Source organism: Halobacillus kuroshimensis DSM 18393, from assembly GCF_000425705.1.
GTDB classification, from domain to species: Bacteria; Bacillota; Bacilli; order Bacillales; family Halobacillaceae; genus Halobacillus; species Halobacillus kuroshimensis.
Genome location: NZ_AUDY01000009.1, coordinates 291,035 through 317,760, shown reverse-complemented (window position 1 = coordinate 317,760; position 26,726 = coordinate 291,035). Strand labels below are relative to the sequence as shown.

Below are 26,726 nucleotides of genomic sequence, written 5' to 3'. Positions count from 1 at the left end.
TGGTTTATAACCAGAGGCTTTTTACTGATGTGCTTATTTCTGCTCCAATCCCTCTGCCACTTCATCACTGACCGCATTTGTACCGCCGAGTACTTGGAAGTTGTTGATTTCAAGCTTTCCAATCGTGTCTTTCGTAGATTTCGGAAGCTGATCCGGCTTAACGAGGAGCATGGAGGCTTCTTCCTTCGCAGCCAGAACAGAGCCCGATAAAGCGTCAGCGAAGTTCTGACCATTCGCTACGAATGTCTTCCCTTCCTTCACACCCAGCTGTTCGGCAATGGAAGAAGCTGTTTCATAACGCGTTTGACCACTGTAACGGGAAGCGTCAGGAAGCATCGCTTCGACCTCTTTAGAAATCGCATTCGTTCCACCTACAACGATACTCTGATCGAAGTCACTAAGCGCTGTTTTGGTAATCGATGGAAGCTCATCTGTTTTGGAAAGAAGAATCGGATAACCTTCCTTGGCAGCATAAGGAGCCACAGCCAGAGCGTCTGGATAGTTGAAACCATCCGCTACAATGACATTCTCAGGATTACCGTCAAGACGGGCGGCAATATTGGCCGCTGTGTCAAAGCGTGTCTTCCCAGAGATGCGATCTACATCGACACCCATTCCAGTCAATTTGTATTTCACGTATTCAGAAACGGCACCGGTCCCACCAAGAATGATAGCTTTTTCAGCTCCCAGGCGCTTAATTTCCGCAGCAACTTCACTGTTCAGATTTCCGGACTTTGTCAAAAGGATCGGCGCGTCTTCCTTGTAGGCTAGAGGAGCACCCGCAAGAGCGTCCGCAAACTCATCTCCCCGGGCAATGATGACTGTGTCAGCAGAATCCCAGCCTTTTTTAGAAATCTCAACGGCGGTTTGGTAACGATCCTCTCCACTCACACGTTCTGTCGTTTTTTCAACAATACGGGATTCTTCATCAGGAGAAACCGTGCCCTGTTCTTCCAGGTATTCATTGAATACTTCATAGTCTACAAAGAATAATTCTGTCATCTTACCGGCATCCTTGGCTTCCTTGAATGTTTCATATCCATCGCCACCTGCGGCGATAAAGGCGTTCGTAGCCACCGTGTATTCTTTGTCCAGATCAAGCGCTTCATATCCATCGTCTGTTTTCACTTTGACATTAACGATACGGTCTCCTGCTTTATTCGAGCGATCGAACGTATATTTCATTCCAGATACATGGGCAAAACGGCCGCCGGTATTCTCGATGTCACTCACTGCATTTTCAAGAGCATCCCACACCTGCTGCCCTGTTAAGTCCAGAGTGACAAGGGTATTACCAAATGGCATCGTTGTAAGGACTTCTCCCATAGTGATTGGTCCTTGGTCAATGGAAGCCCGAATGCCTCCGCCATTTTGAATAGCCATCGTCGTGGAGGGAACTTTTTCTTTAGCTTTGGCAAGCATACTATCTGTGATTAAGTTCCCGAGGTTGGTTTCCCCACTTCTTACATCACTTCGTTCTCCGTTCAAGGCCACCGTCGTTTCTCCAACGACTTCTTTCTTCAATTCATCAAGTGGCTTCTCCAGTTCAGCAAGCAGTTCGGCCGCCTCTTTATCGGATTCAATCACATATTCTTCGTTTTCATCTTCTTCATCAACATCAATGAGTTTTCCGTCCCACTCCGTAAGGACACCTTCATCATCAAAGGAAACTTCCAAATCACCGATGTAATTTCCATATTCCTCTGCCTGTACGACAAGTGTCGGTTCAGCATCTTCGTTAAAGACAAGAGGTTCCTCCAGTTTGGTATGACTGTGAGATCCGACAACAACGTCTACCCCTTCCACTTCCTGAGCAAGCGTTTTGTCATAATTAACGCCAAGGTGGGTCAAAGCGACAATTTTATCGACCCCTTCTCCTTCTAGCATCTTCACTGTATCTTCAGCCTTTTGGAGATAGTTTTCAAAATCAATGGTGTCCCCAGAATTGGCAAGGAACTTCGTTTCTTCAGTCGTCAAACCGAATACACCGACTTTTTCACCATCCACATCGATCACTGAAGCAGGATAAATATTTCCATTGTCCCCAGGCATGCCGATTTCATCGTTGAACAATCCGTTCAAGCGCTCGTCCTTGCTGTAGTCAATGTTGGCACTGACAATCGGGAATTCCGCTTGATCAATAAAATCAGCAAACACAGAAGGACCATCATCAAATTCATGGTTTCCTGGAACCATCGCATCATAATCAAGCATGTTCATGAACTGGACATCTGCAAGCCCTTTGTACTGATTATAGAAAAGCGTACCTGAGAACACATCCCCTGCATCAAGAAGGATAGAATGGTCACGGTCAGCACGGATCTGTTCAATGATGGTCACGCGGCGCGGCACGTTCTCCAAGTGTGCATGCGTATCGTTCGTATGCATAATCGTTAAGTCAAAGTCACCTTCAGCGGCTTTCACTTCTCCTCCAGGGATGGCTAGAGTTCCCAACGCAATGGCACTTGTCACAGCGGCTGTTGCCAATACTTTCAAGTTCAGATTTTTCATTTTCTACATTCTCCCCTTTTATAAATCTCCGGCATCAGCTCTGTCCCGCTTCAGTTGTTGCAAGGCAGGGCAGATCCGATGCTGGAGGAATAGATTAAAAGTTTTAGTCCTGCAATTCGTTCAGCACATCATCGCTTACGGCTTTTGTTCCACCAAGTACATGAAAGTTACGGTAATCCATACTTTCAATGACATCATCAATGCTGTCCGGGATATCGTCCGGCTTCACTAAAAGCATAGGCGCACCGTATTTTGCAGCAAGGACAGACCCGGTCAGAGCATCAGCAAAGTCACGTCCTGTAGAAACGAAAGCGGCTTTGGAATTTCCGGAGAGTTCGCCGGCAATCTTCGCTGCTGTCGCGTAGCGGTCTGCTCCACTGACGCGCATGGCATCGGGAAGCTGATTCAAAACATCATCACTCACAGCTTTCGTCCCACCCGTAACAATCGTGCTCTCCATATTCTTTAAGGCGCGTTTGGTTTCAGCCGGTAGTTCGTTCGTTTTGGTCAATAGAATCGGGTATCCGTTTTGTGCGGCAAAGGAAGCTGCAGACAAAGCATCCGGGTAATTTCTTCCGTCCGCTACGATCGCTTTATCCGGGCTGCCGTCGAGACGAGCGGCAATATTGGCTGCCGTCTCATAGCGGTCTTTTCCGTCAATACGTTCAACAGAAAGACCCTGACCCTCAAGCTGGTAGCGGACATAATCGGATACCGCCCCGTCTCCGCCCAGGATGACAGCTTTTTCCGCACCAAGACGATCCAACTCTGCTTTGACTTCGGATGATAGTTTATTAGATTTCGTCAAAAGAATCGGGGCATCCAGCTTATACGCAAGCGGTGCTCCTGCCAGGGCATCCGGGAATGAATCTCCGCGTGCAATAACCACCGTTCCCGACTGCTCCCAGCCTTTTTTAGATACTTCAATGGCTGTTTGATAGCGGTCTATGCCGGAGATCCTTTCGGCGGTATCCGCAAAATCAATCTGCGCAAGCATTGGGTCATGGTCACTGGCGCGTCCGGCTTCTTCTGAGAAGTCAGCGTTAATATTGACACTGTCGATCGACGTACGTTCGGAAAGATTGTTGGTCACTAAAATGTGATCCAGCACCTGGGAGTTCCCTTGATAGTTATAGGAATAACGCTCTTCTACCGGAAGCTCCTCCACCATATTTGTCATCACATCGCCTTCAAGGGCATTGATCGGGTTGGAGAATTCAAAATCATTCAAGTCGCCCATCACGACGACGTTTGCATCACTTACATGATCCACGACTTTCTGGACGAAGCCGTTGACGACTTCCGCCTGTTTCATGCGCTGGACTTCGCTTCCCAGTTCAATCGGATGGCTGGCTCCAAACAGGGCATCATCTCCGCCTTTGGAGTTAAAATGACTTGTGACCACAACGATTTTCTCTCCGTTAAACTCGAATTCAGCAGCCAAAGGCTTACGGGAATCATCAAAAGCTTCATTTTCAGGATCAATCCGGCCAGGATTCAGCGTAAGGCCGTTTTCATCTACATCCACCGCTGTCACAGCGTCACCTTTTTCTTTGTCAGGAAGAGAAACCCGCTCCGGGTTGTAAATAAATCCAACACGGATGTTCCCTCCCGGCTGGCCGCCATCCGTCTTATCCAACGGAGCGACATCTGTGAACTGATACGACGGTCCGCCGGCATTCTCAATCGCTTGGATAAGCTTCTTGTAGGACTCATCAGCCTCGACAGTCCCGTCATCGGTCGGGCCGTTATTGTCCTGGACTTCGACAAGTCCGATAATGTCAGGCTGGTTGAGATTGTTGACCATCGACTCGGCAATTCGATCCACTTTTTCCTGAGAGGTATCCGCAGAGAAGTTTTCCATGTTGTACGTGGCCACATTCAATTTATCTTCTTCCACTTGGAGGTCAGAGGTTTCACGTCCCGTCCCGCCACCTTCAACCGTTGGGAAATCTCCGGTTGTCCGGATTTTGAAATTGCTGTAATCGTAACCGACAACACCTGTGATTGATCCATTCATCCTGTCTCCTACGGTGACATCAACGTCGTATCCATCAATATCAACAAGGACCCGCTCCGGGTTGTAATCATCAGGGGAAATGAGCAGGCCGCCGGCTTCTGTCATTCGCTGATCTTCGCTTTTGTCTACATAAACGGCCACTTCATCGTACTTTGGAGGTCCTGTAACGGTCGCATCTTTCAGTTCCACCACCATGCCTTCCAGACTTTCGTAAAAGTCAATGGCGTCCTCCTCTGCATCAAAGCTGGTCAATCCGTCATCCTCGACGTTTTCGGTCGGCTGGATGCGGTCCTCACCAATGACCGTCGTATCCGGCAGCGTCTCGTCAGAAGAAGTCACTTCCACAGCAGCAGCACTAATCTGCGTTGTCAAGAGATCGTCCGCATCATCATAGCCGTCTTCTCTCCATTCGTTCACCTGACCATTGACGTTGACGGCATCTCCAACACTTACTCCTGAATTCCTGGAATAGACGTAAATCCCTTCAGAAGTGGCCACATCGCTGTCAGGATCCTGGTCCTGCATATAGAATCCATTGCTTCCATCCAGAGCGGTTACCACCCCGTCTACATTTTCCACGTTCATATCCTTATAAGGGGATTCATGAGCAGCACCCTGAATATCATGGATATCTACGTTATCAAGCGGCGCCAGGACTTCATATGAGAAACTCGCCGTTTCACTGACCTCTCCACTGTCTTTGATAACAACAGCTTTAATCGTTGTATCTTCATTCAGTGTGATAGGACCTGTGTAGGCAGTACTTTCTTTTGTCGGGTCACTTCCATCCATTGTGTAGTAGATCGACGCATCCGGCTGGGCGGTACGAAGTTTGATTTCTGCTCCTTTCACTACACTACCTGATGACGGGCTGGCAGCTACTGAGAAAATGGTCTCAACGACATCCGCTTCTTCTCTGGGAACAAGGCGGTATTCACCGTATGCGTATGTAACCACACCTTCGACAAGTTCATATGTTTTACCGACTTCCATCTCCAAATCCGTTTTCGGGGAAATCAGGAACGTACCATCCTCATCTTCAGCTGTATAATCCCCATACTGATTGACATCCGTGATCGTAATATCCTGAACTTTCACGTATTCACTTTCGACACTTTCCCCCTGCTCAGAAGAAAAATCAGCGCTGGTCACGAGCTGAACATCCGGCGTTCCTTTGTTTTCAGTCGTTACGATTACCTGATCTGCACTAGTCGCAATCTGCTGCAGGCCGTTATACGCTCCGAAAGGACCCTGTGCTGTCACTTCATCTCCAATAGAAGCATCCAGACCAGCGGCGCGGACGATAATGCCTGCCGTATCATCCTGTATGTATAAGTTGGTTTGTCCGCCCTCTACAAACGATGCCGTCACAATTCCCTGTACTTTGACAGTCGTCCCATCATCAACACTTCGGGCATCCTTGATCTTGCTTACATCAACGTTTTCTGTTACGTCCGGGTATTTTCCTAGATAAGAAATGGTATCTTTGGCGTGGGTATTGTACGAAGTGTTTATATCAAAGCTATCTGATGGATCGGCATCTCCAACAAGCTGATCCGTTTTCCTCGTGAGCGTAACATCCTTAGCAAAGTCATCACTCAAACCGACTTGTCCGATGGAATCAATAATCACTCCATCCTTTTTAAGGACAAGCGTATCATTTCCATTGAAGCCCATCGTCTGATCATTGGTCACTTGGTCAGCCACATCCAGAATATCCTGCGAGGCTTTTTCATTAGCAATCACATATGTTTCCCCAGCGTCCAGTGTGCCTTTAAGCTCTAAGGAATACGTAGGTTCCCCGGCCCCCCCATTATGATGATCAAGCGTAAACTGACTAAGGTCTAAATCATTTTCCGTCCCATTGAACAGTTCCAGCGCTTTATTAAAGGAACCGCCTTCCACATACTCCGAAAACAACAGCGTATCCGCTGTGGGTGCTTCCGCTTTCACATTATAAGCGGGTCCGGCAAGCATGCCTAACACCATTGAGCTTACAACAACTGAACTAACCCCTTTGACGAGGCCTTTCTTTTTCATTTGTGGTCCTCCCCGATAATTATTGACACGATACACCAACATCCCCCATTATAAAGCATTCATTGTTTGATTTGTGTAAATAGTATTAATATTAGACAAATAAAATGTATGCGTTTACAATGGAGAGAATAGACTTCCGGATACAATAAAAGCCCGGCTGATAGGCCGGGCTTTTATTTTCTATAAAGAGGATAAGATGGTCACAGGCATCCCGTCAGGGGCGGTTGTCGAATACATCTTTTCCCCATGTTCTTCAATGGGGCCGTGAACCTCAACCCCCTGCTGTTTGGCGTGCTCCGCAAAAGCATCCGCATCATCCACGACCAGCTGCAGCATTTTCACAGGCATCATACACTCATTTTTGTGCCAGAACTCGAGCCAGCTGTCTCCTGCCTTAAAGATACCGCCGCGATATTCCTCCGTATCCTCCCACGCATTCCCGACGCCCAGTTTGTTTTGAAAAAAGTCCACCATCGCCTCACTATGTTCAGAAACATCAACATACCTGTATCCAAGAATCTTCATCTTCCACCTCTTCCCTTTTCTATTTCCAGGATGACCCCTTCCACCTTTCTTATTCTATCCACAGAGAAAAAAGCCTGCACAAAGGCAGGCTTTTAGGAAAAGATCTGATCGATTTTAGATATTTCATTGTCGCTCAACTTCACATCCAGCGTTTTCAGATTATCGACGACCTGCTGGGTGCGTTTTGCACCAGGGATAACCGCATCAATGGATGGCTGATTCAAATACCACGACAGGACAATATGCGGAATATCCACGCCTTTTTCCTCAGCGATTGGACGAAGCTTCTCAACTTTATCCAGATTCTTTTTGAACTCTTCTCCTTGGAACAACGGATTTTCTGAACGCAGATCGTTGAACGTCGTATTTTTATCATACTTACCAGCTAACAGTCCGGAAGCAAACGGGAAGTATGGAACAAAGCTTATATGGTTGTCCGCTGTGTAAGGAAGCATATCCTCTTCCGCTCCACGCTTGAACAGATTATATTCACTTTGAATCACATCCACATATCCGTCCTTGTTGGCTTCTTTCAACTGGTCAACAGAGAAATTAGAAACGCCTATTGAGCGTACTTTCCCTTCATCCTTCAATTCCTTCAGAGCACCGACCGCTTCATCTTTCGGCGTATCCTCATCCGGGAAGTGAATGTAATACAGGTCGATATAATCCGTCCGTAGACGCTGCAGACTGTCCTCCACGGACTGCTTTAAGAAGGCAGGAGAGTTGTTGAAGACAACCTCTTCACCCTTGAATTCATGAGCGCCTTTAGTCGCAAGGATGATATCATCACGCTTATATTCGCTCATCACCTGGCCGACCAGTTCTTCTGAACGTTTCGGTCCGTAAATAAAGGCCGTATCGAGAAAATTCATGCCGTGGTTCAGTGCTGTCCGGACGACGTCCTTACCTGCTTCCTCATCCAAATTCGGGTAAAGGTTGTGCCCTCCGACGGCATTTGTACCAAGGCCGATGGGATTGACATACAAATCTGATTTACCGAGTTTTGTTTTGTTATCCATTTTCTCATCTCCTTCTCTTCAATAGCTCCTTTTACATTTACCACCCCTCACTTTCATTCAAACCATGTACATATATGTAAAAAAATGACTATACATTTTACCCCGATTACCGATTCCACTCAAATCTAGAAGTATTAGAAAAAAGTCGCACTATCGTTCTTTATAAAGAAAATATATTCTTTTCAATGAAAAATGAACTAATTTGCACTATTTTTGATATTTACTTTTATTCTCAATTAAGAATATAATCGTTCTGTAAATAGAACAAAAGGAGGGGGATCCACTAACAGATTATAGGTCATGATGGGGACATACATAAGAAGCCCTGATTCATGTAGTCTGTTTGAATTGGTACTTAATAATCAGTCCTTTAGTAGAATCTCTTAATTCTAACAAAACAATTAATGGAGGAATGAATGATGGCATTATTACCAGCTAAAGCAGTTGTTGCAGGTGTGATAGGAGCTGCCGCGATTACAGGTGGCGTAGTATTTACAGGTGGAGATACAGTGGATACGGTAAAGCAGCAGCTCGAGGACTTCAAAAATAAGATTGTACAATATGAAGCCAATGAAGGAAGCCTTTTGGATAAAATCGGTTTAATCAAAAAGGATGCCTCTGCCAAATTGACAGACGCTAACGCGAAAATAGTTGATGCGAAGTCTCAAGTTAAGGACCTTGAAGCAGAAAGAAGCTTCCTTCAAAAACAGATTGATAAACTGAATGGCGAGGTTACCCAGTTAAAATCAGATAAGGAACAGCTCGGAGCAGACCTCGAAGAGACAAAAGCAGCCTTAGCAGCTAAAGAGCAAGAACTTGAATCTACAAAAGTTACTTTAGCTAATGTAGAGCAAGCTCTGGCAGATAAAACAAATGAGCTTAATGAACTTCAAGATGATTATGATAAACTTCAAACTGAATACGATCAACTTGAAGAAACAAGCGGCGCACAAAGTGCTGAAATTGAGCGCTTGGAAGGCGAAGTTGTTGCAGCCAATGATAAAGTCGCCGAGCTCGGTGAAGTTTCAGATCAAGTTAATGAGGAGACTGCAGACGCTGAACCATTAACCGCTGACGAGCTTGACGGCATTGGTGTAGAGAATGAACCAGATGTGTACGACGCTGAATTAGTCGTGCAAAAATTGAATCTTACGTATATCCAGGACGGACAATCCGAGGAATTTAAAGATGCTCACCCAGACTTGGACATTAAAGAAGGAGACCGTGTCTGGAGAATCACTAACAACAACGAATTCAAAGTATATGTCGAATACAGAATGGCAAATGGCAGCGTTTCAAGCGAAATTATCGCCAATCCTTCCCAAACGTTCTTTATGTCTGGAAACGGCGGCACAATGGTTATCAAATGGCAGGATGAACACGGACAATGGCAGCAAACCACAAAAGCGGGAGCTTAAATAAATAAAAAGGGGACCACAGTTCAAGCTGTGGTCTCTTTTCTGTTTGTATACCCTTGTGAAGGTTTAATCTGATCACTCTTTGTGAGAGATTGAAAATTCCTATATGATGAAAGAATAAGTCCAAACTTCTAAAGGAGATTTCATTCATGGACATCCGTCACCTGCAGTATTTCATTGAAGTCGCACACTTCCAGAGTTTCACAAAAGCGGCCGAACACCTCTATATCTCCCAGCCAACCATCAGCAAAATGATTAAAAACCTCGAAAACGCCCTCGGTGTTGAGCTTTTTGAGCGGCGGAGAAAAAAAGTCGTCCTGACAGACGCCGGACGACTCATCCTCACTCAGGCGAAAACGATTGATAAAGCTTTCCAGAACCTGACGACTCAACTGGATGATCTGCTCGGCCTCCAGAAAGGCCACCTGCGTATCGGCCTGCCACCCATCATGGATGCAGAGGAGTTCATCCAGACACTCGGAAGTTTTCATAAACAGTATCCACACATTACCTTTCAGCTCGTTGAGAGTGGTGCTAAAAAGATTGAGGAGCAGATTCTCCAGGAGGAACTGGATGTCGGGATTACTGTCCTGCCGACGGATGAAGAACGTTTCCATTACTTTTTCCTGTTAAACGAAGAATTGGAGGTTGTGCTGCACCCGGACCATCCGCTAGCGGGCCTCGAGGAAATTGAGTTAGCTGATCTAAAAGAGGAATCCTTTATCCTTTTCAACAAGGATTTTGTGTTGAATGACCGGATTTCAAACGCCTGTCAGGAAGCCGGCTTTCTGCCGAAAATCGTATCGGAGAGCTCTCAATGGGACTTTATTGGTAAAATGGTCGCTTCCAATTTCGGGATCTCCCTGCTGCCTAAGAGCGTTTCTCAACTGTTGAGTGACAATGTACGTAAAATCAAAGTGACGGAGCCTTCCATCGCGTGGGAACTGGCTATCATCTGGCCGAAAGATCAATACATTTCCTTTGCTGCCAAGGAGTGGCTCACCTACACCCAAAACCGCATGAGCAGAATGGAAGATTAATCAGCTTTGAACGCCAAAGCTGATTTTTTTATTCCACTTCAGACTAATTGTAAGCATTTCCATAGATATTATCTATCGTATGAATGCCGGATTGCTATTTCACTTTCTGATTATTCAGGCTTACACTGATGGTGTTCTCCTTTTTGTAGGGACATGTCTTTACGAATAAGCGCTTCGAAATGATTTTATTTACAGAAAGGAAGTCAGAAATAATGACAGGTAAACGAGCAAAAGAAAGTCTTGTGATCAATACAGACCAAGTGATGATTAACGATTTGAATAATTACAATACACTGTTCGGCGGGGTGCTGATGAAAAAGCTGGATAACAACGCCACCCTTTCTGCACGAAGGCACGCCCGGGTAAAAGAGTGTGTAACAGCGTCAACAGATTCCATCGATTTCCTTCACCCCATCCATCAGACGGATTCGGTTTGTGTGGAATCCTTTGTTTCTTATACAGGAAATAAATCAATGGAGATTTTCTGTAAAGTCATTGCAGAAGATATGATTACCGGTGAGCGGCGGATGGCTGCTACAGCTTTCCTGACGTTTGTAGCTCTTGATGAACATAAACAGGCGGTGAAGGTACCTAAGGTCATCCCTGAAACCGAAGAAGAGAAGTTCCTCTATCAATCGGGAGAGGAAAGAGCCAAGCGCCGGCGGTTCCGCCGCGACCATAGTGCTGAATTAACAAGAATCATCGGGTTGGAGAAACCGTGGGAAAAAGGAGTGGATGAACATGATCAAATTAGCAAGCTTGGGTGAGCTCTATGAGGCAAAAGAAGATATCCGGGAGATCCGCACCCGCTATCCGGACGTTTACGCCATTTTAAACCATGTGGTCAGTTTCACACGTCAGCTCCAGATCAAATACGGATATATGGGCGCCCTGCTGATGGAGGAAGACCTTGAAGCCTGCTATCCTGAATTTATTAAAGGGTCGATTCTATCTGTCTATCAGCGGGAAGTGAATCGTCTGAAGGACCACGAGGACTTCCAGGTCGTACAGGAATTTCTCAATAAGCACAGGGAAGTCGGGGACGCCAAGCTTTTTCTTCTCATTCTTGGTGCTAAACCCGAACTGCTGCGCGGCTCAACAATCATGAAATAATAAAAGATTCCCGGGGTTTCAGGACAACCCCGGGAATCTTTTTACAACACTTATGATTAAGCACCACTTTTAGAAAGCAGCTGCTCCTGCTGCAGCTTTTCCTGAAGCATGGCAACTTTCTGACGCTCTTCTTCCAGCTGCTGCTGCAGTTTTTCATTTTCCTTCACAAGGATATCTCTCTGATCTAAAACACGGATCATATCTTCTCTCATGTAAATGTCCCCTCTTTCTTTGTACTTGTTCACCAGTCGACTCAAACAACTACTAGAAACGTTACTTTGTAAAAATTATGTTAAATAATGACGAATTTTGCAACTAAAATCTTTCGACAAAAGAGAAATACCCTATTCCTGAAGAAATGAACCATGTAAAAAACCTCCAATTTTTTGGAGGTTCTCGCAAGATTAATAGATCCACATTGAAAATAAAGCGACACCGATGCCCACAAAACCAAGTCCGATACTGTAAGGAAGGTTCCGAAGAACAATCTGGTAAGGGTTCACCTTCAATGCCACAGACGTCAAGGTCACAATCAATCCATAGGGTGCCGAAGGGACGGTGGCTATCGCACAGGCCGAAAGCAGAATCGTCAAGGTTACCGGTGGAAAGGCACTGGTCAATAGCGCGCTGACTCCTCCAAAGATTCCCATCGTAGCAATGGGATGGACACCAAGAAGGGTCATCACTAAAAACGCGGCCTGGATAAACAGCATAATGAAGATCGGCTGCCCTTCCATAGCAATTAGAGGGTCCTGTAAGTATTGGAGGTATGGCGATGCATTCAAGGTTTTAGTCAAGAACGACAATGTCAAAAGGAGGACGATGAAATTATCAAGCCGGTTCGTTTTCCACTTCCATGTCGGCCACCCAATATTCATAAAACTGCGCCTGCGCTTGATCAGCAGTGACCATACAAAGGCAAACGGAAAAATAGCGATCGTCACAGAGAATAGAAAATCAAGCTGGACAACATTCCCCAGGAAAACAACGAAGCACAGAAATAAAATCAGGGCGGCAATAAACTGAATGAACTTGCGTTTATTCAATGGTGCTGCTCCTGTACGGTCTTCTGGAATCGATTCACCCCGGTACATGAATTTGGCAGTAAACGAGTCAAGAGCAATACCAATCACGGAAATCGCAAGCATCCACGGCAGCACTTGAAGGTAGTCGGCCCCGGTAATAAAGATGGATGTGGCCAGTAAAATCTCCAGCGGGCTCCATAAAAGAGCGAGCGAATAGCCCCGCAGCGTAACCATCAGAATGAAGTTATTCTTCATTTTCAAGTTCATCTGCTTCAATTTTTCCTTAAGAAGATCCTGAGAGACCGCAGCAGAAGAAAGGTTCAAGAAAGCCGCAAGAGAAACCATCGTGACTTCACTGCGCGCATACAATCCGCTTAAGCTCTGATTCCCCCCTCCAATCAATGACTGAAGCAGCTTATTATATCTGCCCGCCTTCACAACACTGTTCATCCACGGCAGCATGGAAATAAGCAGCAGCAGACTGATATTCCCGGCAAAAAATTGGGGGATATCAGACAGGACCGCATCGCTGGAAAAGTAGAAAAAGCCGCCGGCTGTCAGCAGTACAGTCCCTAAAATCTTAAAGACGCGGTCCGACCTGGGGAAGCTGACAGCCGTCATCACCATTCCCAGAACACCAATGATTATGTACAGCGTTTCATCCGCCCAGAACGTATGAAGGACATTCAGTAAAAATACAAACGAGTAGAATAGATATAAATAGTTCGACCAATGGCGCACAATTATTCTCCTCACTATGGTAGCGTATCCAATGATCTCATCCTATAGAGGAATGGAACTTTTTTCAATCCTAAAGCTCAAAAAGGTGACAACGCCTGAAACGTTATCACCTTTCTATAATTATTGTTTTTTTGCAAAGAGAAGCGTGGAAGGCTGCCACTGTACGCCTACATACCCATTCTCAATCAAGGATTTTTGTTCATCGTAATCCTTCTGCTGAACGGTTACGATTGTAGACTCATCCCACAGCACAGGACTGGAAACCGGACGATAGAAAATATAGCGCAGCATGCCGGCGTATTTTTCCTTGATCGCAGCAATGACCATTCCTTGAGAAAACTTATCCTTTAAACTTCCGGGATTTTCAGGGTGAACCGTACAAAAGAGATGAGTCCTGCCGTGGTTAGCTGCGTGGAAAGCATCCATAATCCAGACACCCATGCTTTTCTGCAGGCGGTTTCCTCTGTATTCAGGAAGCACGCATGAAATCTCCTGATGGACGACCTTCTCCCACTCGGCTTCCGGAAGACCGACATCGCGGCCGAGATTCTCTATGTGGTGTCCTGGATACCATAATGCTCGGAAGGCAGCTAGGGTCTCTCGCACGTAAACCCCGATCAGCAGCCCTCCGCCTGTTAAAATGGTCGTGAATTCTTCTTCGCTCAGCGGCTGCAGCGTCGATGAATCCTCTACATGCTGATCCACTTCCTTCTGCATCGTCTGCAGTTCTTCCAGGGCATCCAAAGAAAGAACCTGGACACTGTACTTCCTTTCCTGACCTGTTGGTTGATGCTGTAATATCCCTTGGGCAATCATTCTATTCCCTACTTTCTAATCGTGCTGCCGCACAGCCATTTCCTTTGGTGTAAACGTTTCTTTATTGCTCGTTAATTGTTCAATATAGTCAATATCGGGCTCAAAGCCAATTCCCGGCTGGTCTGGAACTTTCATTTCACCGCGGTCCATCCGCACTTCCGGATGGATGATGTCACGCTCCCAATAATGACTGGAAGGAGCTGTATCTCCTGGATAAAGGAACTGAGGCAGGGCTGTGACGGCAATGTTATGCGCCCGGCCGATGCCGGTTTCCAGCATGCCGCCGCACCACATCGGAATATGGTGGTCCTGACAGAGCTTATGAATCTTCAGCGTTTCCTGCAGGCCTCCAACACGGCCGATCTTCAAATTGACGATCCTGCAGCTGCCAAGCTCAATCGCTTTCCGAACATCATCATAGGAATGCAGGCTCTCATCGAGACAGATCGGTGTATTCAAATGCTTCTGCAGTTCTGCATGATCAATGATATCGTCATGAGCCAGCGGCTGTTCAATCATCATCAGGTTCAGGTCATCCAGCTGCTTCAGACGGGGAATGTCATCGAGCGTGTAGGCGCAGTTGGCGTCCGCCATCATTTCAAGATCAGGAAACCGGCGCCGGACGGCACGAAGCAGCTCCACATCCCAGCCGGGCTTGATTTTCACTTTGATCCGCTTATACCCTTCCTTCACATAGCCGGCTATTTTTTCCAGAAGGGCGTCTTCACTTTCCGTAATGCCGATACTGACGCCCACATCAATGGAGGACTTCGTTCCACCAAGCACTTCGGCCAGTGGACGTCCCTGTTCCTTGGCGTACAAGTCCCAGACCGCCTGCTCCACAGCAGCTTTTGCGTTGAATTGGCCCCGTATGGACTGAAAGCGCTCCGAAACTTCTCTCGGGTGACCAATCGGTGCTTTCAGCAGTTCGGGCAGAAGAAACTTCCGAAGCATCGGCCAGTTGGTATCAATCGTTTCTTCATTATAAATCGGCTCATTGATGGATACGGATTCGGCCCAGCCGGAATGACCGTTGGCAGACTGGACTTCCACAAGGATGACGTCCTTATCATATTCAGTCCCGACACTGGTCGTAAATGGATGCAGAAGGTCCATCTTAATCTGACGGAGAATCACTTTTTCGATATTCACGGAGTCCCCTCCTTCCAGTCTACTTGATCGGCCTGACGCAGCATTTCATATAAAATATCCCGGCCGGTAATCAAAGCCTTTTTGTTGAAGTTCATCGCTGGATGATGCAGCCCTGGAGTAAGCCCGCACCCAAGTCCGATCATCGTCGCAGACAGTCCACTGTTATGGAAGGTATAAAAATGAAAGTCCTCCGCTCCCGGTGAAACACACGGCGGTGCCAGGGCATCCTTGGAGCAGGCTTTCACGACCGCTTTTTCAGCCAGCCCTACAGCTTGATCGTTTTGGACAGCTGCAGGCGAGAATTCCACCCATTCGCTCCCGATTGCTGTTCCTGTTTCCTGCTCGACCTGTTGGATGATCTCCTTCGTCTGGTCGATAAGCCGCTGCAGCCCGTCGTTGGAAACGGAGCGGATATCAAACGTCATTCTCGCCGTTTCCGGAATGAGGTTCGCAGCTTCACCGGCATGCAGTTCTGTCGGCTTCAAAGAATAACCGGTATCCACATGTACAGCTTTTAACGACGCCATCAAGCGGCCCGCAGCTTCAATCGGGTTTTTGGCGAGTTCAGGACGGGCAGCATGAGCGGGTACTCCTTTAATTGTCAGCTTCAATGTAATAATTGCCCCGTGCAGAATTACGGGTGCGGCCTTGCCGTCAGGAACTTCCTGTTCCGGACGCAGATGGATACCACCTAAAAATTTCACATTCGCAAGGGCCCCGCTTTCCATCATCTGCAACGCCCCGGCGGCCGTTTCTTCTGCGGGCTGGAAGATAAACCGGACCGTATGATATGGCTTTTCACCGGATTCCATAAGCTTTAATGCGGAATGGAGCACCATCGTACTATGGCCGTCATGACCGCACGAGTGGTTCGGGCGCACTTCCCCGTCTACCTCCTGAACGAGCGCATCCATATCCGCCCTCAAGGCGATCACTTCTTCTGTCTCTCCCGGATAGTCCACGTAAAATCCATAGTGGCGGGCAAAGGTATTCACTTTATAGCCGGCATCCTTCAACCGGCTCTGTAAATAATGGGAGGTTTTTTCTTCTTTTCCACTCGGTTCCGCAAGCGCGTGGAGCGCTTCATACGTTTGTATAAGGTCATCCTGGTGCTGATCCACGATGCATTCCCCCTTAGAAAATGAGATGGGCTATACCGACAACAATCGGCAGTGTAATGATGGTACGCAATAGAAAGATGAAAACAAGATCTTTGAAGCTTACCGGCAGCTTCGACCCAAGCAGAAGTCCACCCATTTCCGACATGTAGACAAGCTGGGTGACAGAAACAGAAGCGATGATGAAGCGGGTCATTTCACTTTCGATGCCGCTTCCAATAACAGCCGGGAGGAACATATCCGCAAACCCGACGACCATCGTCTGACCAGCGGCCGATGCTTCCGGCACCTGCATCACGACAAGCAGCCATTCAAAAGGCTTTCCGATGATCGTGAAGAAAGAGGTGAATTCGGCAATCACAACAGCCACCGTACCGATAGCCATGACGACCGGCATCACACCAATCCACATATCCAGCACGTTCTGCAGGCCTTCTTTCACCGTTGCCTTCGCCCCGCCACTGTGCCGTGCTTTTTCAAGGGCTTGGCCTTTCCCCCATTTGACAACAGATACGCCGGACGGAATCATCTCCTCTGTTCTTCGTTCGGCGCCTTCGTACGTATCATCCGATTTTCTTGAAAGCGGTGGAATCCGCGGCATAATAATCGCAGCGGCCAGACCGGCAATGATAATCGTTGCGTAATAAGGCAGGAAGTACGCCTCCATGTTCAAATAAGTGATGACGACAATCGTAAACGTGATGGAAACAATCGAAAACGTAGTCGCTACAACGGCGGACTCCCGCTTCGTGTAATAGCCTTCTTCGTACTGCTTAGAAGTCAACAGCACTCCGATCGTTCCATCTCCCACCCATGAAGCCAGACAGTCCAGCGAGGAACGTCCAGGAAGTGTAAAAGACGGGCGCATCACTTTCATCAATAGAGCTCCGACGAATTCAAGCAGGCCAAAGTTGAGAAGCAGAGGCAGAAGGAATCCTGCCAAAAGAAACGTTGTGAACAATACAGGCAGCAGATCATTGAGGAGAAGGCCGCCGGTCACATCCGATACGAGAAAATCAGGACCGAAAGCAACCAGCACCATCCACCCAAAGACCATCCCGGCTGTCCGGGTGACGAGCCAGTTGTTACTTACATAAAAGAGATTTTTCAAATACGCAGAATTCATGATCCAGCCAGGCTTCATTCCCCTGGCCAGGATGGAACCAAGTACAGACAGCGTTATAACCGCTACTGTAAAGGCTGGTATATACGCACCAAGAGCACCGTTGATACTGTTGGCAAAATAGGCTACCGGAACAGTCATGCCTGATTCTGTATTAATAGGAACGATAAAAAACAAAAGACCAAATAATGACGGCAGTATAAATTTCCAGTAATCCTTCTTCGTATAAGTTTTCTCTGTAACATTCGTCGTCTGAAACTCTCCCTGCATAATCCCCACTCCTTTTTAATAGATCCCTACTCTAAAAACATCCCCCGCTCTGCATACATCAGTTCAATTTTCTGCTGCCTTGCTTTTACCTGTTCCGAGTACTTGTCCGCTGCCGTCTGAATAACCATTTCGGAAACGCTGACGGCGCCCGCAATGGAATGATAATCCGTCTCCATCCGCTCTTCTGTCGTAATAGTCACATCCGCTTCCCGGCCAACCGGTGACAAAGGCTTATCTGCGAAGGCGACGATGGATGCGCCGGCTTTCCTGGCAGCGTCAGACAGCTCTTTTCCTTCTTTCCGATACCTCGGGAAAGAAAAAATGACGACCGCGGACAGCTCATCGATATCTACCATTTCCTCCGGGAGCAGTCCCTCAGCGCTGAAAAGGGACACGCGGTCTCTCAGCTGTCTCAGCGCGTAGTAAAACCAATACCCAGCCGCATAAGACCCCCCGAAGCCCCCGATGAACACCCGGTCCGCTTTCATCATGACCTCCGCTGCTTCCCGGATTTCCTCCGGATTCAGCTGATCCATCATATGAGCAAACACTTTCTTTTCCTGTTCCGCCACTTGATAAAACCGGTCTTCTTCCTTCACCTGTCCTGACATTGTAGAAGACTGAGAGGACTGAAGCCAGTTGGAGCGGATGGCCTCCTGCATATGGGAATACCCGCGGAACCCAAGCACATTGGCCAGACGGATGACCGTCGTTTCGCTGACGCCGACATTCCGACCCAGCTGTGAAGCCGTTATGATGGCTCCCTCCTCTTTATGCTCAATCAAATAGGAGGCCACTTTTTTCTGCCCCTGAGACAAAGAGGGATAATACGTTTTAATGGTCTGAAGGATCGGTTCCTCCATCTTCCTCCTCCTTTCTCAGAATGTGTGAAGTTTTTCCTTCGTTTCTATTAATCTACCGTACTTTTTCCTTCACATCAATAATTATTAGAAAATTCAATAATAATAGCTGTCCCTCAAAATAGAGGAACAGCTATTATTTTCCATAGGATTGGACTCTCATCAGGTAAGCAGCCATCCCTATAATTGGCACACACCCCATCCAATGTCTCTGATTCTCCCTTCCATACTTCCGCTCCCGCCAGTAGATGGCGTAAACAGACAATGCGGTCAAGACGAAGAAATCAACCGTCATCACGTGAACAAACTGCGACACTTGAAAAGCAATTTCGTAATCCCCGGCGCTGCCTTCTGTTATTCCATAAACAAACAGGGCAGCTGTGCCAAGACTTACCACAAAAAGGAATGCCCTTGACCTCAGCATTTTCACGATCCACCCTGGAGTCCTTGTCCTCCGAACCAAGCCATTTTTGGCTAAGAAAAAATAAGGCATCAAGGCAAAGGCTCCGAGCATGAACGAACCGATCACAAACGGCCATGCAGGCACGCGGGCGTCATCCTCCCCAAGCAGAAAAGCCGCAAAAGCCATCGGGTACATCCCTAAAAAGCTGAACACCATAAGGAGCATCGGATCAGGGTCATCCATTTCGATCAGCTGAGCCAGATACCCCTGATTCCCATCCGGTGCAAGGAAAACCGCATATAAAATAAAAAGGATCCATCCAATAAACAACAAAGAACGGCGCATCCTATCATTCCCTCCTGAATGTAACAATAGTGGTCTATCTCCTGTATCGATCATACATAAACCAACCCAGATAAAAAAGGACCTGCTCTTTAAGAAGCAGGCCCTCCCTTCAACTAAGAGTCTATGGATTCAATGACACATTCGATCGCTGCCGTTAAATCCTGCTGCGGCCAGCTGGGAAGTTTTCCGTGCTGGACGGCGAGTTCATGAGAAGCAGGAAGGTGAATAAATCCTGAAGGGACGTGCTCTTTCCTCTTTTTAAAATGATAGAGCGTCTGATACATCACATGGTTACAGACATAAGTGCCTGCTGTGTTCGAGATTTGAGCCGGATACCCGTTCTCATGAAGACCTTCCACAAATTGTCGGATTGGAAGTGTCGTAAACAAGCCATCAGCCCCTTCCTCATGAATCGGTTCTCCGTCCGGTTTGTTTCCACGGTTATCCTTTTCACTGCTTTCGTTCCAGTTGATGGCTATCCTTTCCGGTGTAATGCTCTGCCGTCCAGCTGCAAGTCCAAGCGAGAGGACCACATCCGGCTGGGTCTCTTCGATATGAGATAGGATCTCTGCCCCGGACGTATCATAATCGACCGGCAGAATACGCCCTTCAATGTGGTAACCACCAATCTGCCTGCCGTGAAGATGGTGGACAATCTGTTTCGTCGGATTGATCGGGAAGCTGAGGAATGGTTCAAAACCAGTCAGCAAAAGTGTCGGCACATGTTCATCTCCTTTCATACGAATGCTTTTCAAGGTGTAAAATTGGTAAATTAAACCATGTTTATCCTTTCCCTTCACTCGCTCAACAGAAACGTTCACATTCATTAAAAACCAGTTAAAATATCAAAAACAGATAAAAAACACGAAAGAAACCTTTATAAACGAACAATTGAAAGATAAACTGATATAACATTCGTTTTTATGGTTGTGAAGCAACATCCACTCTGTTATAGTAAACTCGTATCCAATTTCATATCGCACTCGTATATTTTCAGTAATACGGTCTGAGCGTTTCTACCTGGTTCCCATTTTAAGAACCGGACTACGAGTTACATGTGTACACCTGTGTCCCCATTGGCACAGTCCAGCTGCGTATGTAAACGTTGATGTCTGAAGGTAGAACCCATTTTCTGCTTTCAGGCATTTTTTGTAGAGGCGGCGTTATCGTGGATAACAACATCTAAGGAGCGTCTACGTATGTCTTATCTCGCACGAACACTCACCTTTGTACTATTCTCTATCTTTTTGTTAGCTGGGTGCAGCAACAACGAATCAGCACCTGCGGAAGCAAGTGCTGAAGAAGAAACACAACAGCCCATCCTTATTCAGGGCCCGATGCCGATTGAGGCAGAGAACTTTGCCGAACGCCTGGAAAACGTAGAAGAGGAACAATCCGGTACATTTGTTTTTTATAAAGGAACGGTGAATGACTACCCTGTCATCGTCATGAAAACAGGAAAAGGTATGGAAAACACAGCCGCTGCCACAGCCCTGGCTATTGAAAAGTTCACCCCAGCAGCCATCATCAATCAAGGCACATCCGGCGGACACGATCCGGAATTGAATGTTTTTGATATCGTACTTGGAGAACGAACGGTCAACCTCGGTTCCTTGAAGACAGGAAGCCGTGAAGAAGGAGAAGGTATCGCGCCGACAGAATGGATTCCGATGGACTTGATGGCATCTGAAGGAAGTGCCGGCGAAGATCCGGATGCCGAAAACATCCGCTACTTTGAAGGAGACAAAGGCCTTTTGGAAGCAGCCAAAGCGGTCAAGGAAACGCACAAGGAAGGGAAAGTCGTGGAAGGTACTATCGGATCCGCGGACGTATGGAACAATGAAGTCGACCGTATTCAGTGGTTTCACGAGAACTTCGGTTCAAGCGTAGAAGAGATGGAAGGAGCCGCCGGTGCACAGATCGCCAAAGCGTACGATACCCCGTACCTCGGCATCCGCATTCTTTCCAACAATAAAACCAACGGCGGCGAATACAATCCAGAAACCGCCGCATCCAACCAGGACTACGTCTATGAAGTGGTCAAAGAATATATCCAAAACAAATAAGGAAAGCAAAAGGCAGCTCTTCAATGAGCTGCCTTTCCTTTATCCCATATTCACTTCATCTTCTGCACATACATAACTCAAAACCGTATCTTTAATCGGAACATCCACTTTCCCATTCAATCCATCCAGAGCCAGCACATCATAGCCTTTTCCGTCTTTGATATAACCGAGCCAGTACGGCACGTAGACGATAGAACGGCTCACAATCTCCACCTGGATTTTCTCGCGCCGCTTTTCCTTCGAGAACATTTCCCAGTACAGCACTTCACGGGCTTCCTGCTTCGACACTTCTCCCTGCACCGGCCAAAAGCTCCGGCTGCTTTCTTCCAAAGGAAGATCCACGGGTAAGATCGCACTCATGCGGCTTAACGGCTCGATTGCCATCCGGCCCTCCAGACCGTCAGGAAGCGAGTGAGTGACCGCCTTATAATCAAAGCAGAAAAAGGGAATGTACACCTGCTCCATGGATGTCAGCTGCTTCGTTTTCCTGAGCTTCTTCCATAAGCCTGTATGAATCTGCCCGGACATTTTTTGGACGGCTTCCTCTTTTTCAATGACAGGTTGAAGATAGTGAGTCATGGATTTTCCTCCTTATAAATTCTGCAGATACATCAGGAACGCAAAGACGACGAAGAAATAAAGGACAAGGTAGATCGGCCATCTTTTCGTTTTCTTCTCTTCTTCCACTTCCTCCACAGAGGCCGCAGCTTCCGCACGATCCTGCAGGGTTTCCTGGACGTCTTTCTTCGTCCGGTCGATCGTCAGACCTTCCAGCTTTTCCTTTGGAGGCGCTTTCGATAACAGGCTGACGGCGTAACCGGCCGCAACAGCAACGACAGCACCGACAAGGTTGTTGTACAACCAGGAAATTTCTGCAAAAACGGTCACTGCCCATACAGCAAGCATTCCGGCAATAACGCCGGCAAAGGCGCCCGTTCCGTTGACACGCTTCGTAAAGATCGCAAGGATAAACACACCAAGCAGGGCACCATAGAAGTAGGAACCAATCTGGTTGACCGCTTCAATCACCGGTCCGAGGTTGCCGGCAAAGAAAGCGAAGATCGTTGCATAAATCCCCCAGAATACCGTCGCATAACGGGAGGCTTTCAAATAGTGCTCTTCGGATTGGTTTTTCTTCATAAATTTACTGTAAAAGTCACGGACCGATACGGCAGACAAGGAGTTCAGCGCAGAGTCCAGGCTGGACATCGCTGCGGCAAATACTCCGGCAATGATCAATCCGGAAATACCGACCGGAAGCTCATTCACAACAAAACGCGGAAACAGTTCGTTCAAGTTGTTGATGTTCGGATCCCCGGCATATTGATAGAAAATGTAGAGCAATACACCAATAAGCAGGAACAACAGCATCTGTGGAATCAACAAGACACCACTCAGCACAAGAGACAGCTTACTTTCACGAATCGATTTACTCGTCAATACACGCTGGATCTGGCTCTGGTCCGTTCCAAAATAAGCGGCATGGAGGAAGAAACCACCGATCACACCCGCCCAGATGCTGTACTCTACACTCAGATCTGTAGAGAAATCAATCGACTCAAGCATACCGGTCTGGGACGCTGTCGACATCACTTCTCCCCATCCGCCGGGAACATCCTGGAAGATGATGAATACACTGAGGCCGGCACCGATCCAGAGAACGACCATCTGAATGACGTCCGTCCAGATGACGGCGCTGATACCGCCAAGAACCGTGTAGGAAACGGCGATCACGGCCATGAGGATGATCATGATGTTGACGTCTACACCAGTAATGACCGACAATACAAGCGCCGGGGCATACAGGACGACCCCTGTAGCAAGTCCGCGGGCAATAAGGAACAGCCCGGCCGTTAATGTACGCGTTTTCACATCAAACCGGCGTTCCAGGTATTCATAGGCCGTATAGACTTCGGTTTTATAGAAAAACGGAACGATCGTCGCAATGAGGAAGGCCATGGCAAGCGGCACGTTGATGAACGTGATGATCCGCGTCAGCCCTCCGTCATAGCCCCACCCCGGGGCCCCAATAAACGTGATGGCACTGGCCTGTGTCGCCATGACCGACAGACCGATCGCCCACCAAGGGATGCTTCTTCCGCCAAGAAAATAATCCTTAGTCGATTTCTGGTTTTTTCCGAAGGCCGCTCCGATAAAAGCGGTTCCAAGTACATATACGACAAAAATGATATAATCAATGACTGTAAAACTGCTCATTTTGTCCTCTCCCCATTTCGTTGATCTAACATATAGACATCCATAAACCGGCGGGCTGCCTGCTTCAACAGTTCAGGTCCCTGTCTGACAGCTTCCTTTAGTGTCATCGGTTTGTCGACAATCGGAAGCACGGCCAGAAGTCCTTCATTCTCCGCTTCGGACAAGTCTCCTTCCATCATGCCGGCAAAAGCGACACACGGTACATGATGCTTTTTCGCCAGTCTCGAAAGACCAATCGGCCCTTTGCCGTACAGCGACTGGGCATCGACTTTCCCTTCACCAGTAATGACGAGATCCGCACCGGCAATCTGCTCTTCCAGCTTTCCGAGTTCTGCAATCATTTCAAAACCGCTCTCCACATGGTAATCATCCAGCAGACTGAATAAAGAAAAACCAAAGCCTCCGGCCGCTCCGCTTCCATCCTTGTCACGGACGGTCCTCCCGGTATGCTGTTCAATCACAGCGGCATAACTTGTCATGCCCTCCTCGAGCTCGGCCAGGCACGACTCATCCGCGCCTTTCTGCGGTCCGAAAATCGTCACCGCTCCTTCTTTTCCAAGCAGTGGGTTGGAAACATCCGAAGCAATCCGCCATTCCACACCTGTCACCCTCTGCTTGAAGGCGTCTGTTTTGACGTTTTCAACTTTCTCGAGTGACTTTCCGTTCATCTGCAGTTCTTGTCCATCGTCATCCAAAAACTGAACGCCAAGAGCCTGAAAAAAACCACTCCCGGCATCAACAGTGGCACTGCCGCCAAGGCCGAGGATGATCGTTTCCGCTCCTTTTTCAATCGCTGCTTTCGCCAGTTCTCCGGTTCCGAAGGTGGACGCTTGAAGAGGGTTTTTTTCTTCTTCGTTCAGAAGGGGGAGACCGGAAGCGGCCGCTGTTTCAATTACAGCCATCCGCTCCTCCGGAATCCAACCATAAGCGGCAGTCATTGTTCTTCCTAATGGATCATGAACCGTCTCTTCAATCAGTTCCCCATCAAACATCTTCATCAAAGCTTCAACGGTCCCTTCACCACCATCCGCCATCGGAATGGACTGAACCTCCACACTAGAATCGCTTGCTTTAAGTCCGTGCTTCACCGCTTCGCACGCTTCTGCACTGCTCATCGATCCTTTAAAAGAATCGGGCGCTACAATGATTTTCATTGTTCTCCCGCCTTCAGCCACAGCGCTCCATAAGGCTGGACCGTTATTTTTTCTTCCGTCGTATAGGACACTCCGCTTAAAGCATCAACAAACACTTCTGACTGCAATGGAGCCTGAAACTCTTCCGGATCCACTTCCACAGCTTCTTCAGATACGTTCACAACCGAAACAAGTTCACCACCACGGACGATTGTAAACAACCGGTCATCAAGGAACAGCACATCCTGCGTGGCGTTCGGGTGGAAGGCCTTCTGCTGTTTACGAAGTTCGATTCTGTCCATAAACGTCGTGAACACCCGGTTTCGTAAAGTTCCTTCCGTATCGAGGTCTTTCTTAAGCTTGTCCGCCGCCAGCTTCTCACGATTAATGGAACGGTTCCTCCCTGTCACTTCGACTCCTGCCAAGTCATTCAGTGACCCGAGCAGACTGTGAACGTAAATGCCGGGAACACCTTTGACAGAAAGAAGGATCGTCTGTGCAGCAAGGAAACGGTCGACCGCATCCTGAGGCGTCTCTTCCGGTTTCGTCAACGCACTTAAATAGTTGATATTCAGTTCATATGGACTCTTTGTACCGTCTCCATTATCTTTGTAGGAAACGAATCCTCCCTGTTCCTTCGCACGATCAGCAAGGCTCTGTACTTCCCCTTCATTTAAAATCCCTTCCACAGGACGGAGGCCGACACCGTCGTGGGAAGCCAGGAAATTGAAGAATGATGTATGGTCGCTCGTGTCTTCCAAAGCGTCAGCCCACTCGGAAAGATGGCGGGCGTTTCCGGAAACAAACGAGTGCAGTGTTAATGGAGGCAGTGGGAATTGATAAACCATGTGCGCTTCATTATGTCCGCTCCCGAAGTAGCTGATGTTGTCTTTGTGCGGCACGTTGGTTTCCGTAATCACGATGGTACCCGGGGAGATTTCCTCCAGGACGTGGCGCATCACTTGAACAATTTTGTGCGTTTCCTCAAGGTGGATGCTCGTTGTGCCAAGCCGCTTCCACAAAAAGCCGATGGCATCCAGTCGCAGATAACGCGCTCCGTGTTGGACGTATGCGGCAAGAATCTTAAGCACTTCTGCGAATAACGCCTCACTCTCGTAATTCAAATCGATCTGATCATCACTGAACGTGGTCCAGACATATTTTGTCCCTTCGGCGTGCTCCACTTTTGTTAAGAGTGGAAGAGCCCGCGGACGGACAACGGAACTATAATCAAGCGAAGGATCGGATTCCACAAAGTAATCCTGGTATTCTTCTTCCTCTTTTAGGTAATTTTGGAACCAATTACTTTTTCTTGAAATGTGGTTGATGACCGCATCAAACATTAAGTCGTAATCCTCGGACAATTCGTGCACGTTATCCCAGTCACCAAGCTCCGGGTTGACCTCCAGATAATCCTGGACAGAAAAACCGTCATCCGATGTGAACGGGTAAAATGGAAGAATGTGAACCGAATTGATGGTCTGCCCGACATACTCCTGCAAAAACTGTTTCAGCGTTGTGAGCGGATTTTCTCCCTCCTGCTTGATGGAGTCTCCGTACGTAATCAGCATCACATCGCGCTCATCCACCCAGTCCTTCGCCTGGGCCTTCTGCCTGCAGGTGTCTATAATATCAAGCGTTTTTTGGTAAAGGCGCTCGCCTTTTTCATTTCCATATACGTCATAAAGGTTCTGTTTAATTTGATCGACAGCCGTTTGAGTCATTTTGTCCCCTCCAAAAATGATGTTAACGCTATCATAAGTGAAAT

Annotated in this window: 22 protein-coding genes and 1 riboswitch; of the genes, 5 read left to right on the top strand and 17 right to left on the bottom strand. The window is 47.6% G+C overall.

Annotated features, from left to right (window positions below):
• Positions 1–33: 33 nt before the first annotated feature.
• The 4 genes from H615_RS0109530 to H615_RS0109515 all read right to left on the bottom strand — a co-directional run bounded on the left by H615_RS0109530 (position 34) and on the right by H615_RS0109515 (position 8,118).
• On the bottom strand, positions 34–2,511 hold the full coding sequence (locus tag H615_RS0109530; RefSeq protein WP_027954931.1) for a cell wall-binding repeat-containing protein: 2,478 nt from the start codon (positions 2,509–2,511) through the stop codon (positions 34–36).
• A 103-nt stretch (positions 2,512–2,614) separates the two neighbouring features.
• Positions 2,615–6,571 carry a cell wall-binding repeat-containing protein gene (locus H615_RS0109525; protein WP_027954930.1) on the bottom strand — a complete coding sequence of 1,319 codons (3,957 nt, stop codon included), beginning with the start codon at positions 6,569–6,571 and terminating at the stop codon, positions 2,615–2,617.
• A gap of 180 nt (positions 6,572–6,751) precedes the next feature.
• Entirely contained in the window at positions 6,752–7,096 is a 345-nt protein-coding gene (locus tag H615_RS0109520; protein WP_027954929.1) for a VOC family protein, read from the bottom strand.
• A 92-nt stretch (positions 7,097–7,188) separates the two neighbouring features.
• A complete protein-coding gene (locus H615_RS0109515; RefSeq protein WP_027954928.1) occupies positions 7,189–8,118 on the bottom strand; it encodes an aldo/keto reductase in 930 nt (309 codons plus the stop codon).
• Between the two features lie 419 nt (positions 8,119–8,537).
• On the opposite strand from H615_RS0109515, the gene H615_RS0109510 reads away from it, so the two are divergent.
• The 4 genes from H615_RS0109510 to H615_RS0109495 all read left to right on the top strand — a co-directional run bounded on the left by H615_RS0109510 (position 8,538) and on the right by H615_RS0109495 (position 11,689).
• On the top strand, positions 8,538–9,536 hold the full coding sequence (locus tag H615_RS0109510) for a hypothetical protein (RefSeq protein ID WP_027954927.1): 999 nt from the start codon (positions 8,538–8,540) through the stop codon (positions 9,534–9,536).
• A gap of 149 nt (positions 9,537–9,685) precedes the next feature.
• Complete coding sequence (gene cidR, locus H615_RS0109505) at positions 9,686–10,576, top strand: cidABC operon transcriptional activator CidR (RefSeq protein ID WP_027954926.1); 891 nt, start codon at positions 9,686–9,688, stop codon at positions 10,574–10,576.
• A gap of 212 nt (positions 10,577–10,788) precedes the next feature.
• Positions 10,789–11,343 carry an acyl-CoA thioesterase gene (locus H615_RS0109500; RefSeq protein ID WP_027954925.1) on the top strand — a complete coding sequence of 185 codons (555 nt, stop codon included), beginning with the start codon at positions 10,789–10,791 and terminating at the stop codon, positions 11,341–11,343.
• The gene (locus tag H615_RS0109495; RefSeq protein WP_027954924.1) at positions 11,318–11,689 is read left to right on the top strand and encodes a hypothetical protein; all 372 of its coding nucleotides are present in this window, start codon (positions 11,318–11,320) and stop codon (positions 11,687–11,689) included. The genes H615_RS0109500 and H615_RS0109495 overlap by 26 nt, the downstream gene beginning before the upstream one ends.
• Before the next feature lie 56 nt (positions 11,690–11,745).
• Here the strand turns inward: H615_RS0109495 and H615_RS22325 are convergent, their stop codons facing one another.
• The 9 genes from H615_RS22325 to H615_RS0109450 all read right to left on the bottom strand — a co-directional run bounded on the left by H615_RS22325 (position 11,746) and on the right by H615_RS0109450 (position 20,264).
• A complete protein-coding gene (locus H615_RS22325) occupies positions 11,746–11,901 on the bottom strand; it encodes a hypothetical protein (protein WP_156896472.1) in 156 nt (51 codons plus the stop codon).
• 192 nt (positions 11,902–12,093) lie between these two features.
• Entirely contained in the window at positions 12,094–13,455 is a 1,362-nt protein-coding gene (locus tag H615_RS0109485; protein ID WP_027954923.1) for a hypothetical protein, read from the bottom strand.
• 120 nt (positions 13,456–13,575) lie between these two features.
• Positions 13,576–14,271 (bottom strand): N-acetyltransferase, encoded by a 696-nt coding sequence (locus H615_RS21170; protein WP_035531793.1) that lies wholly within the window; start codon positions 14,269–14,271, stop codon positions 13,576–13,578.
• Positions 14,272–14,286: 15 nt separating this feature from the next.
• Positions 14,287–15,423: an o-succinylbenzoate synthase gene (menC, locus tag H615_RS0109475; protein ID WP_027954922.1), complete on the bottom strand. Its 1,137-nt coding sequence runs from the start codon at positions 15,421–15,423 to the stop codon at positions 14,287–14,289.
• A complete protein-coding gene (locus tag H615_RS0109470; protein ID WP_027954921.1) occupies positions 15,420–16,544 on the bottom strand; it encodes an amidohydrolase in 1,125 nt (374 codons plus the stop codon). The genes menC and H615_RS0109470 overlap by 4 nt, the downstream gene beginning before the upstream one ends.
• A gap of 13 nt (positions 16,545–16,557) precedes the next feature.
• Complete coding sequence (locus tag H615_RS0109465) at positions 16,558–17,934, bottom strand: YjiH family protein (RefSeq protein ID WP_027954920.1); 1,377 nt, start codon at positions 17,932–17,934, stop codon at positions 16,558–16,560.
• A 26-nt stretch (positions 17,935–17,960) separates the two neighbouring features.
• Complete coding sequence (locus H615_RS0109460) at positions 17,961–18,797, bottom strand: MurR/RpiR family transcriptional regulator (RefSeq protein WP_027954919.1); 837 nt, start codon at positions 18,795–18,797, stop codon at positions 17,961–17,963.
• A gap of 133 nt (positions 18,798–18,930) precedes the next feature.
• Positions 18,931–19,542, bottom strand: a complete 612-nt coding sequence (locus tag H615_RS0109455) for a hypothetical protein (protein ID WP_027954918.1) — start codon at positions 19,540–19,542, stop codon at positions 18,931–18,933.
• Between the two features lie 113 nt (positions 19,543–19,655).
• Positions 19,656–20,264, bottom strand: coding sequence for a pyroglutamyl-peptidase I (locus H615_RS0109450; protein ID WP_027954917.1), 609 nt, complete (start codon positions 20,262–20,264; stop codon positions 19,656–19,658).
• Positions 20,265–20,505: 241 nt separating this feature from the next.
• A riboswitch (purine riboswitch) is annotated at positions 20,506–20,609 on the top strand.
• 132 nt (positions 20,610–20,741) lie between these two features.
• Between H615_RS0109450 and H615_RS0109445 the strand changes: the two genes are divergently transcribed.
• Positions 20,742–21,608, top strand: coding sequence for a 5'-methylthioadenosine/S-adenosylhomocysteine nucleosidase (locus tag H615_RS0109445; RefSeq protein ID WP_027954916.1), 867 nt, complete (start codon positions 20,742–20,744; stop codon positions 21,606–21,608).
• Positions 21,609–21,647: 39 nt separating this feature from the next.
• On the opposite strand, the gene H615_RS0109440 is transcribed toward H615_RS0109445, so the two are convergent.
• The 4 genes from H615_RS0109440 to H615_RS0109425 are packed head-to-tail and all read right to left on the bottom strand — an operon-like array spanning position 21,648 to position 26,682.
• Complete coding sequence (locus H615_RS0109440; protein WP_027954915.1) at positions 21,648–22,187, bottom strand: hypothetical protein; 540 nt, start codon at positions 22,185–22,187, stop codon at positions 21,648–21,650.
• 12 nt (positions 22,188–22,199) lie between these two features.
• Positions 22,200–23,825, bottom strand: coding sequence for a sodium:solute symporter family protein (locus H615_RS0109435; protein ID WP_027954914.1), 1,626 nt, complete (start codon positions 23,823–23,825; stop codon positions 22,200–22,202).
• Complete coding sequence (locus H615_RS21165; RefSeq protein WP_051254652.1) at positions 23,822–24,979, bottom strand: glycerate kinase; 1,158 nt, start codon at positions 24,977–24,979, stop codon at positions 23,822–23,824. Before H615_RS21165 ends, H615_RS0109435 begins: the two co-directional genes overlap by 4 nt.
• Positions 24,976–26,682: an alpha-amylase family glycosyl hydrolase gene (locus H615_RS0109425; RefSeq protein ID WP_027954913.1), complete on the bottom strand. Its 1,707-nt coding sequence runs from the start codon at positions 26,680–26,682 to the stop codon at positions 24,976–24,978. Before H615_RS0109425 ends, H615_RS21165 begins: the two co-directional genes overlap by 4 nt.
• Positions 26,683–26,726 lie beyond the last annotated feature (44 nt).

Bases quoted from the DNA above. Each gene is read 5' to 3' on its own strand.
- H615_RS0109530 (WP_027954931.1), bottom strand. From the start codon at position 2,511: ATGAAAAATCTGAACTTGAAAGTATTGGCAACAGCCGCTGTGACAAGT.
- H615_RS0109525 (WP_027954930.1), bottom strand. From the start codon at position 6,571: ATGAAAAAGAAAGGCCTCGTCAAAGGGGTTAGTTCAGTTGTTGTAAGC.
- H615_RS0109520 (WP_027954929.1), bottom strand. From the start codon at position 7,096: ATGAAGATTCTTGGATACAGGTATGTTGATGTTTCTGAACATAGTGAG.
- H615_RS0109515 (WP_027954928.1), bottom strand. From the start codon at position 8,118: ATGGATAACAAAACAAAACTCGGTAAATCAGATTTGTATGTCAATCCC.
- H615_RS0109510 (WP_027954927.1), top strand. From the start codon at position 8,538: ATGGCATTATTACCAGCTAAAGCAGTTGTTGCAGGTGTGATAGGAGCT.
- cidR (WP_027954926.1), top strand. From the start codon at position 9,686: ATGGACATCCGTCACCTGCAGTATTTCATTGAAGTCGCACACTTCCAG.
- H615_RS0109500 (WP_027954925.1), top strand. From the start codon at position 10,789: ATGACAGGTAAACGAGCAAAAGAAAGTCTTGTGATCAATACAGACCAA.
- H615_RS0109495 (WP_027954924.1), top strand. From the start codon at position 11,318: ATGATCAAATTAGCAAGCTTGGGTGAGCTCTATGAGGCAAAAGAAGAT.
- H615_RS22325 (WP_156896472.1), bottom strand. From the start codon at position 11,901: ATGAGAGAAGATATGATCCGTGTTTTAGATCAGAGAGATATCCTTGTG.
- H615_RS21170 (WP_035531793.1), bottom strand. From the start codon at position 14,271: ATGATTGCCCAAGGGATATTACAGCATCAACCAACAGGTCAGGAAAGG.
- H615_RS0109465 (WP_027954920.1), bottom strand. From the start codon at position 17,934: ATGCAGGGAGAGTTTCAGACGACGAATGTTACAGAGAAAACTTATACG.
- H615_RS0109460 (WP_027954919.1), bottom strand. From the start codon at position 18,797: ATGGAGGAACCGATCCTTCAGACCATTAAAACGTATTATCCCTCTTTG.
- H615_RS0109455 (WP_027954918.1), bottom strand. From the start codon at position 19,542: ATGCGCCGTTCTTTGTTGTTTATTGGATGGATCCTTTTTATTTTATAT.
- H615_RS0109445 (WP_027954916.1), top strand. From the start codon at position 20,742: ATGTCTTATCTCGCACGAACACTCACCTTTGTACTATTCTCTATCTTT.
- H615_RS0109440 (WP_027954915.1), bottom strand. From the start codon at position 22,187: ATGACTCACTATCTTCAACCTGTCATTGAAAAAGAGGAAGCCGTCCAA.
- H615_RS0109435 (WP_027954914.1), bottom strand. From the start codon at position 23,825: ATGAGCAGTTTTACAGTCATTGATTATATCATTTTTGTCGTATATGTA.
- H615_RS21165 (WP_051254652.1), bottom strand. From the start codon at position 24,979: ATGAAAATCATTGTAGCGCCCGATTCTTTTAAAGGATCGATGAGCAGT.
- H615_RS0109425 (WP_027954913.1), bottom strand. From the start codon at position 26,682: ATGACTCAAACGGCTGTCGATCAAATTAAACAGAACCTTTATGACGTA.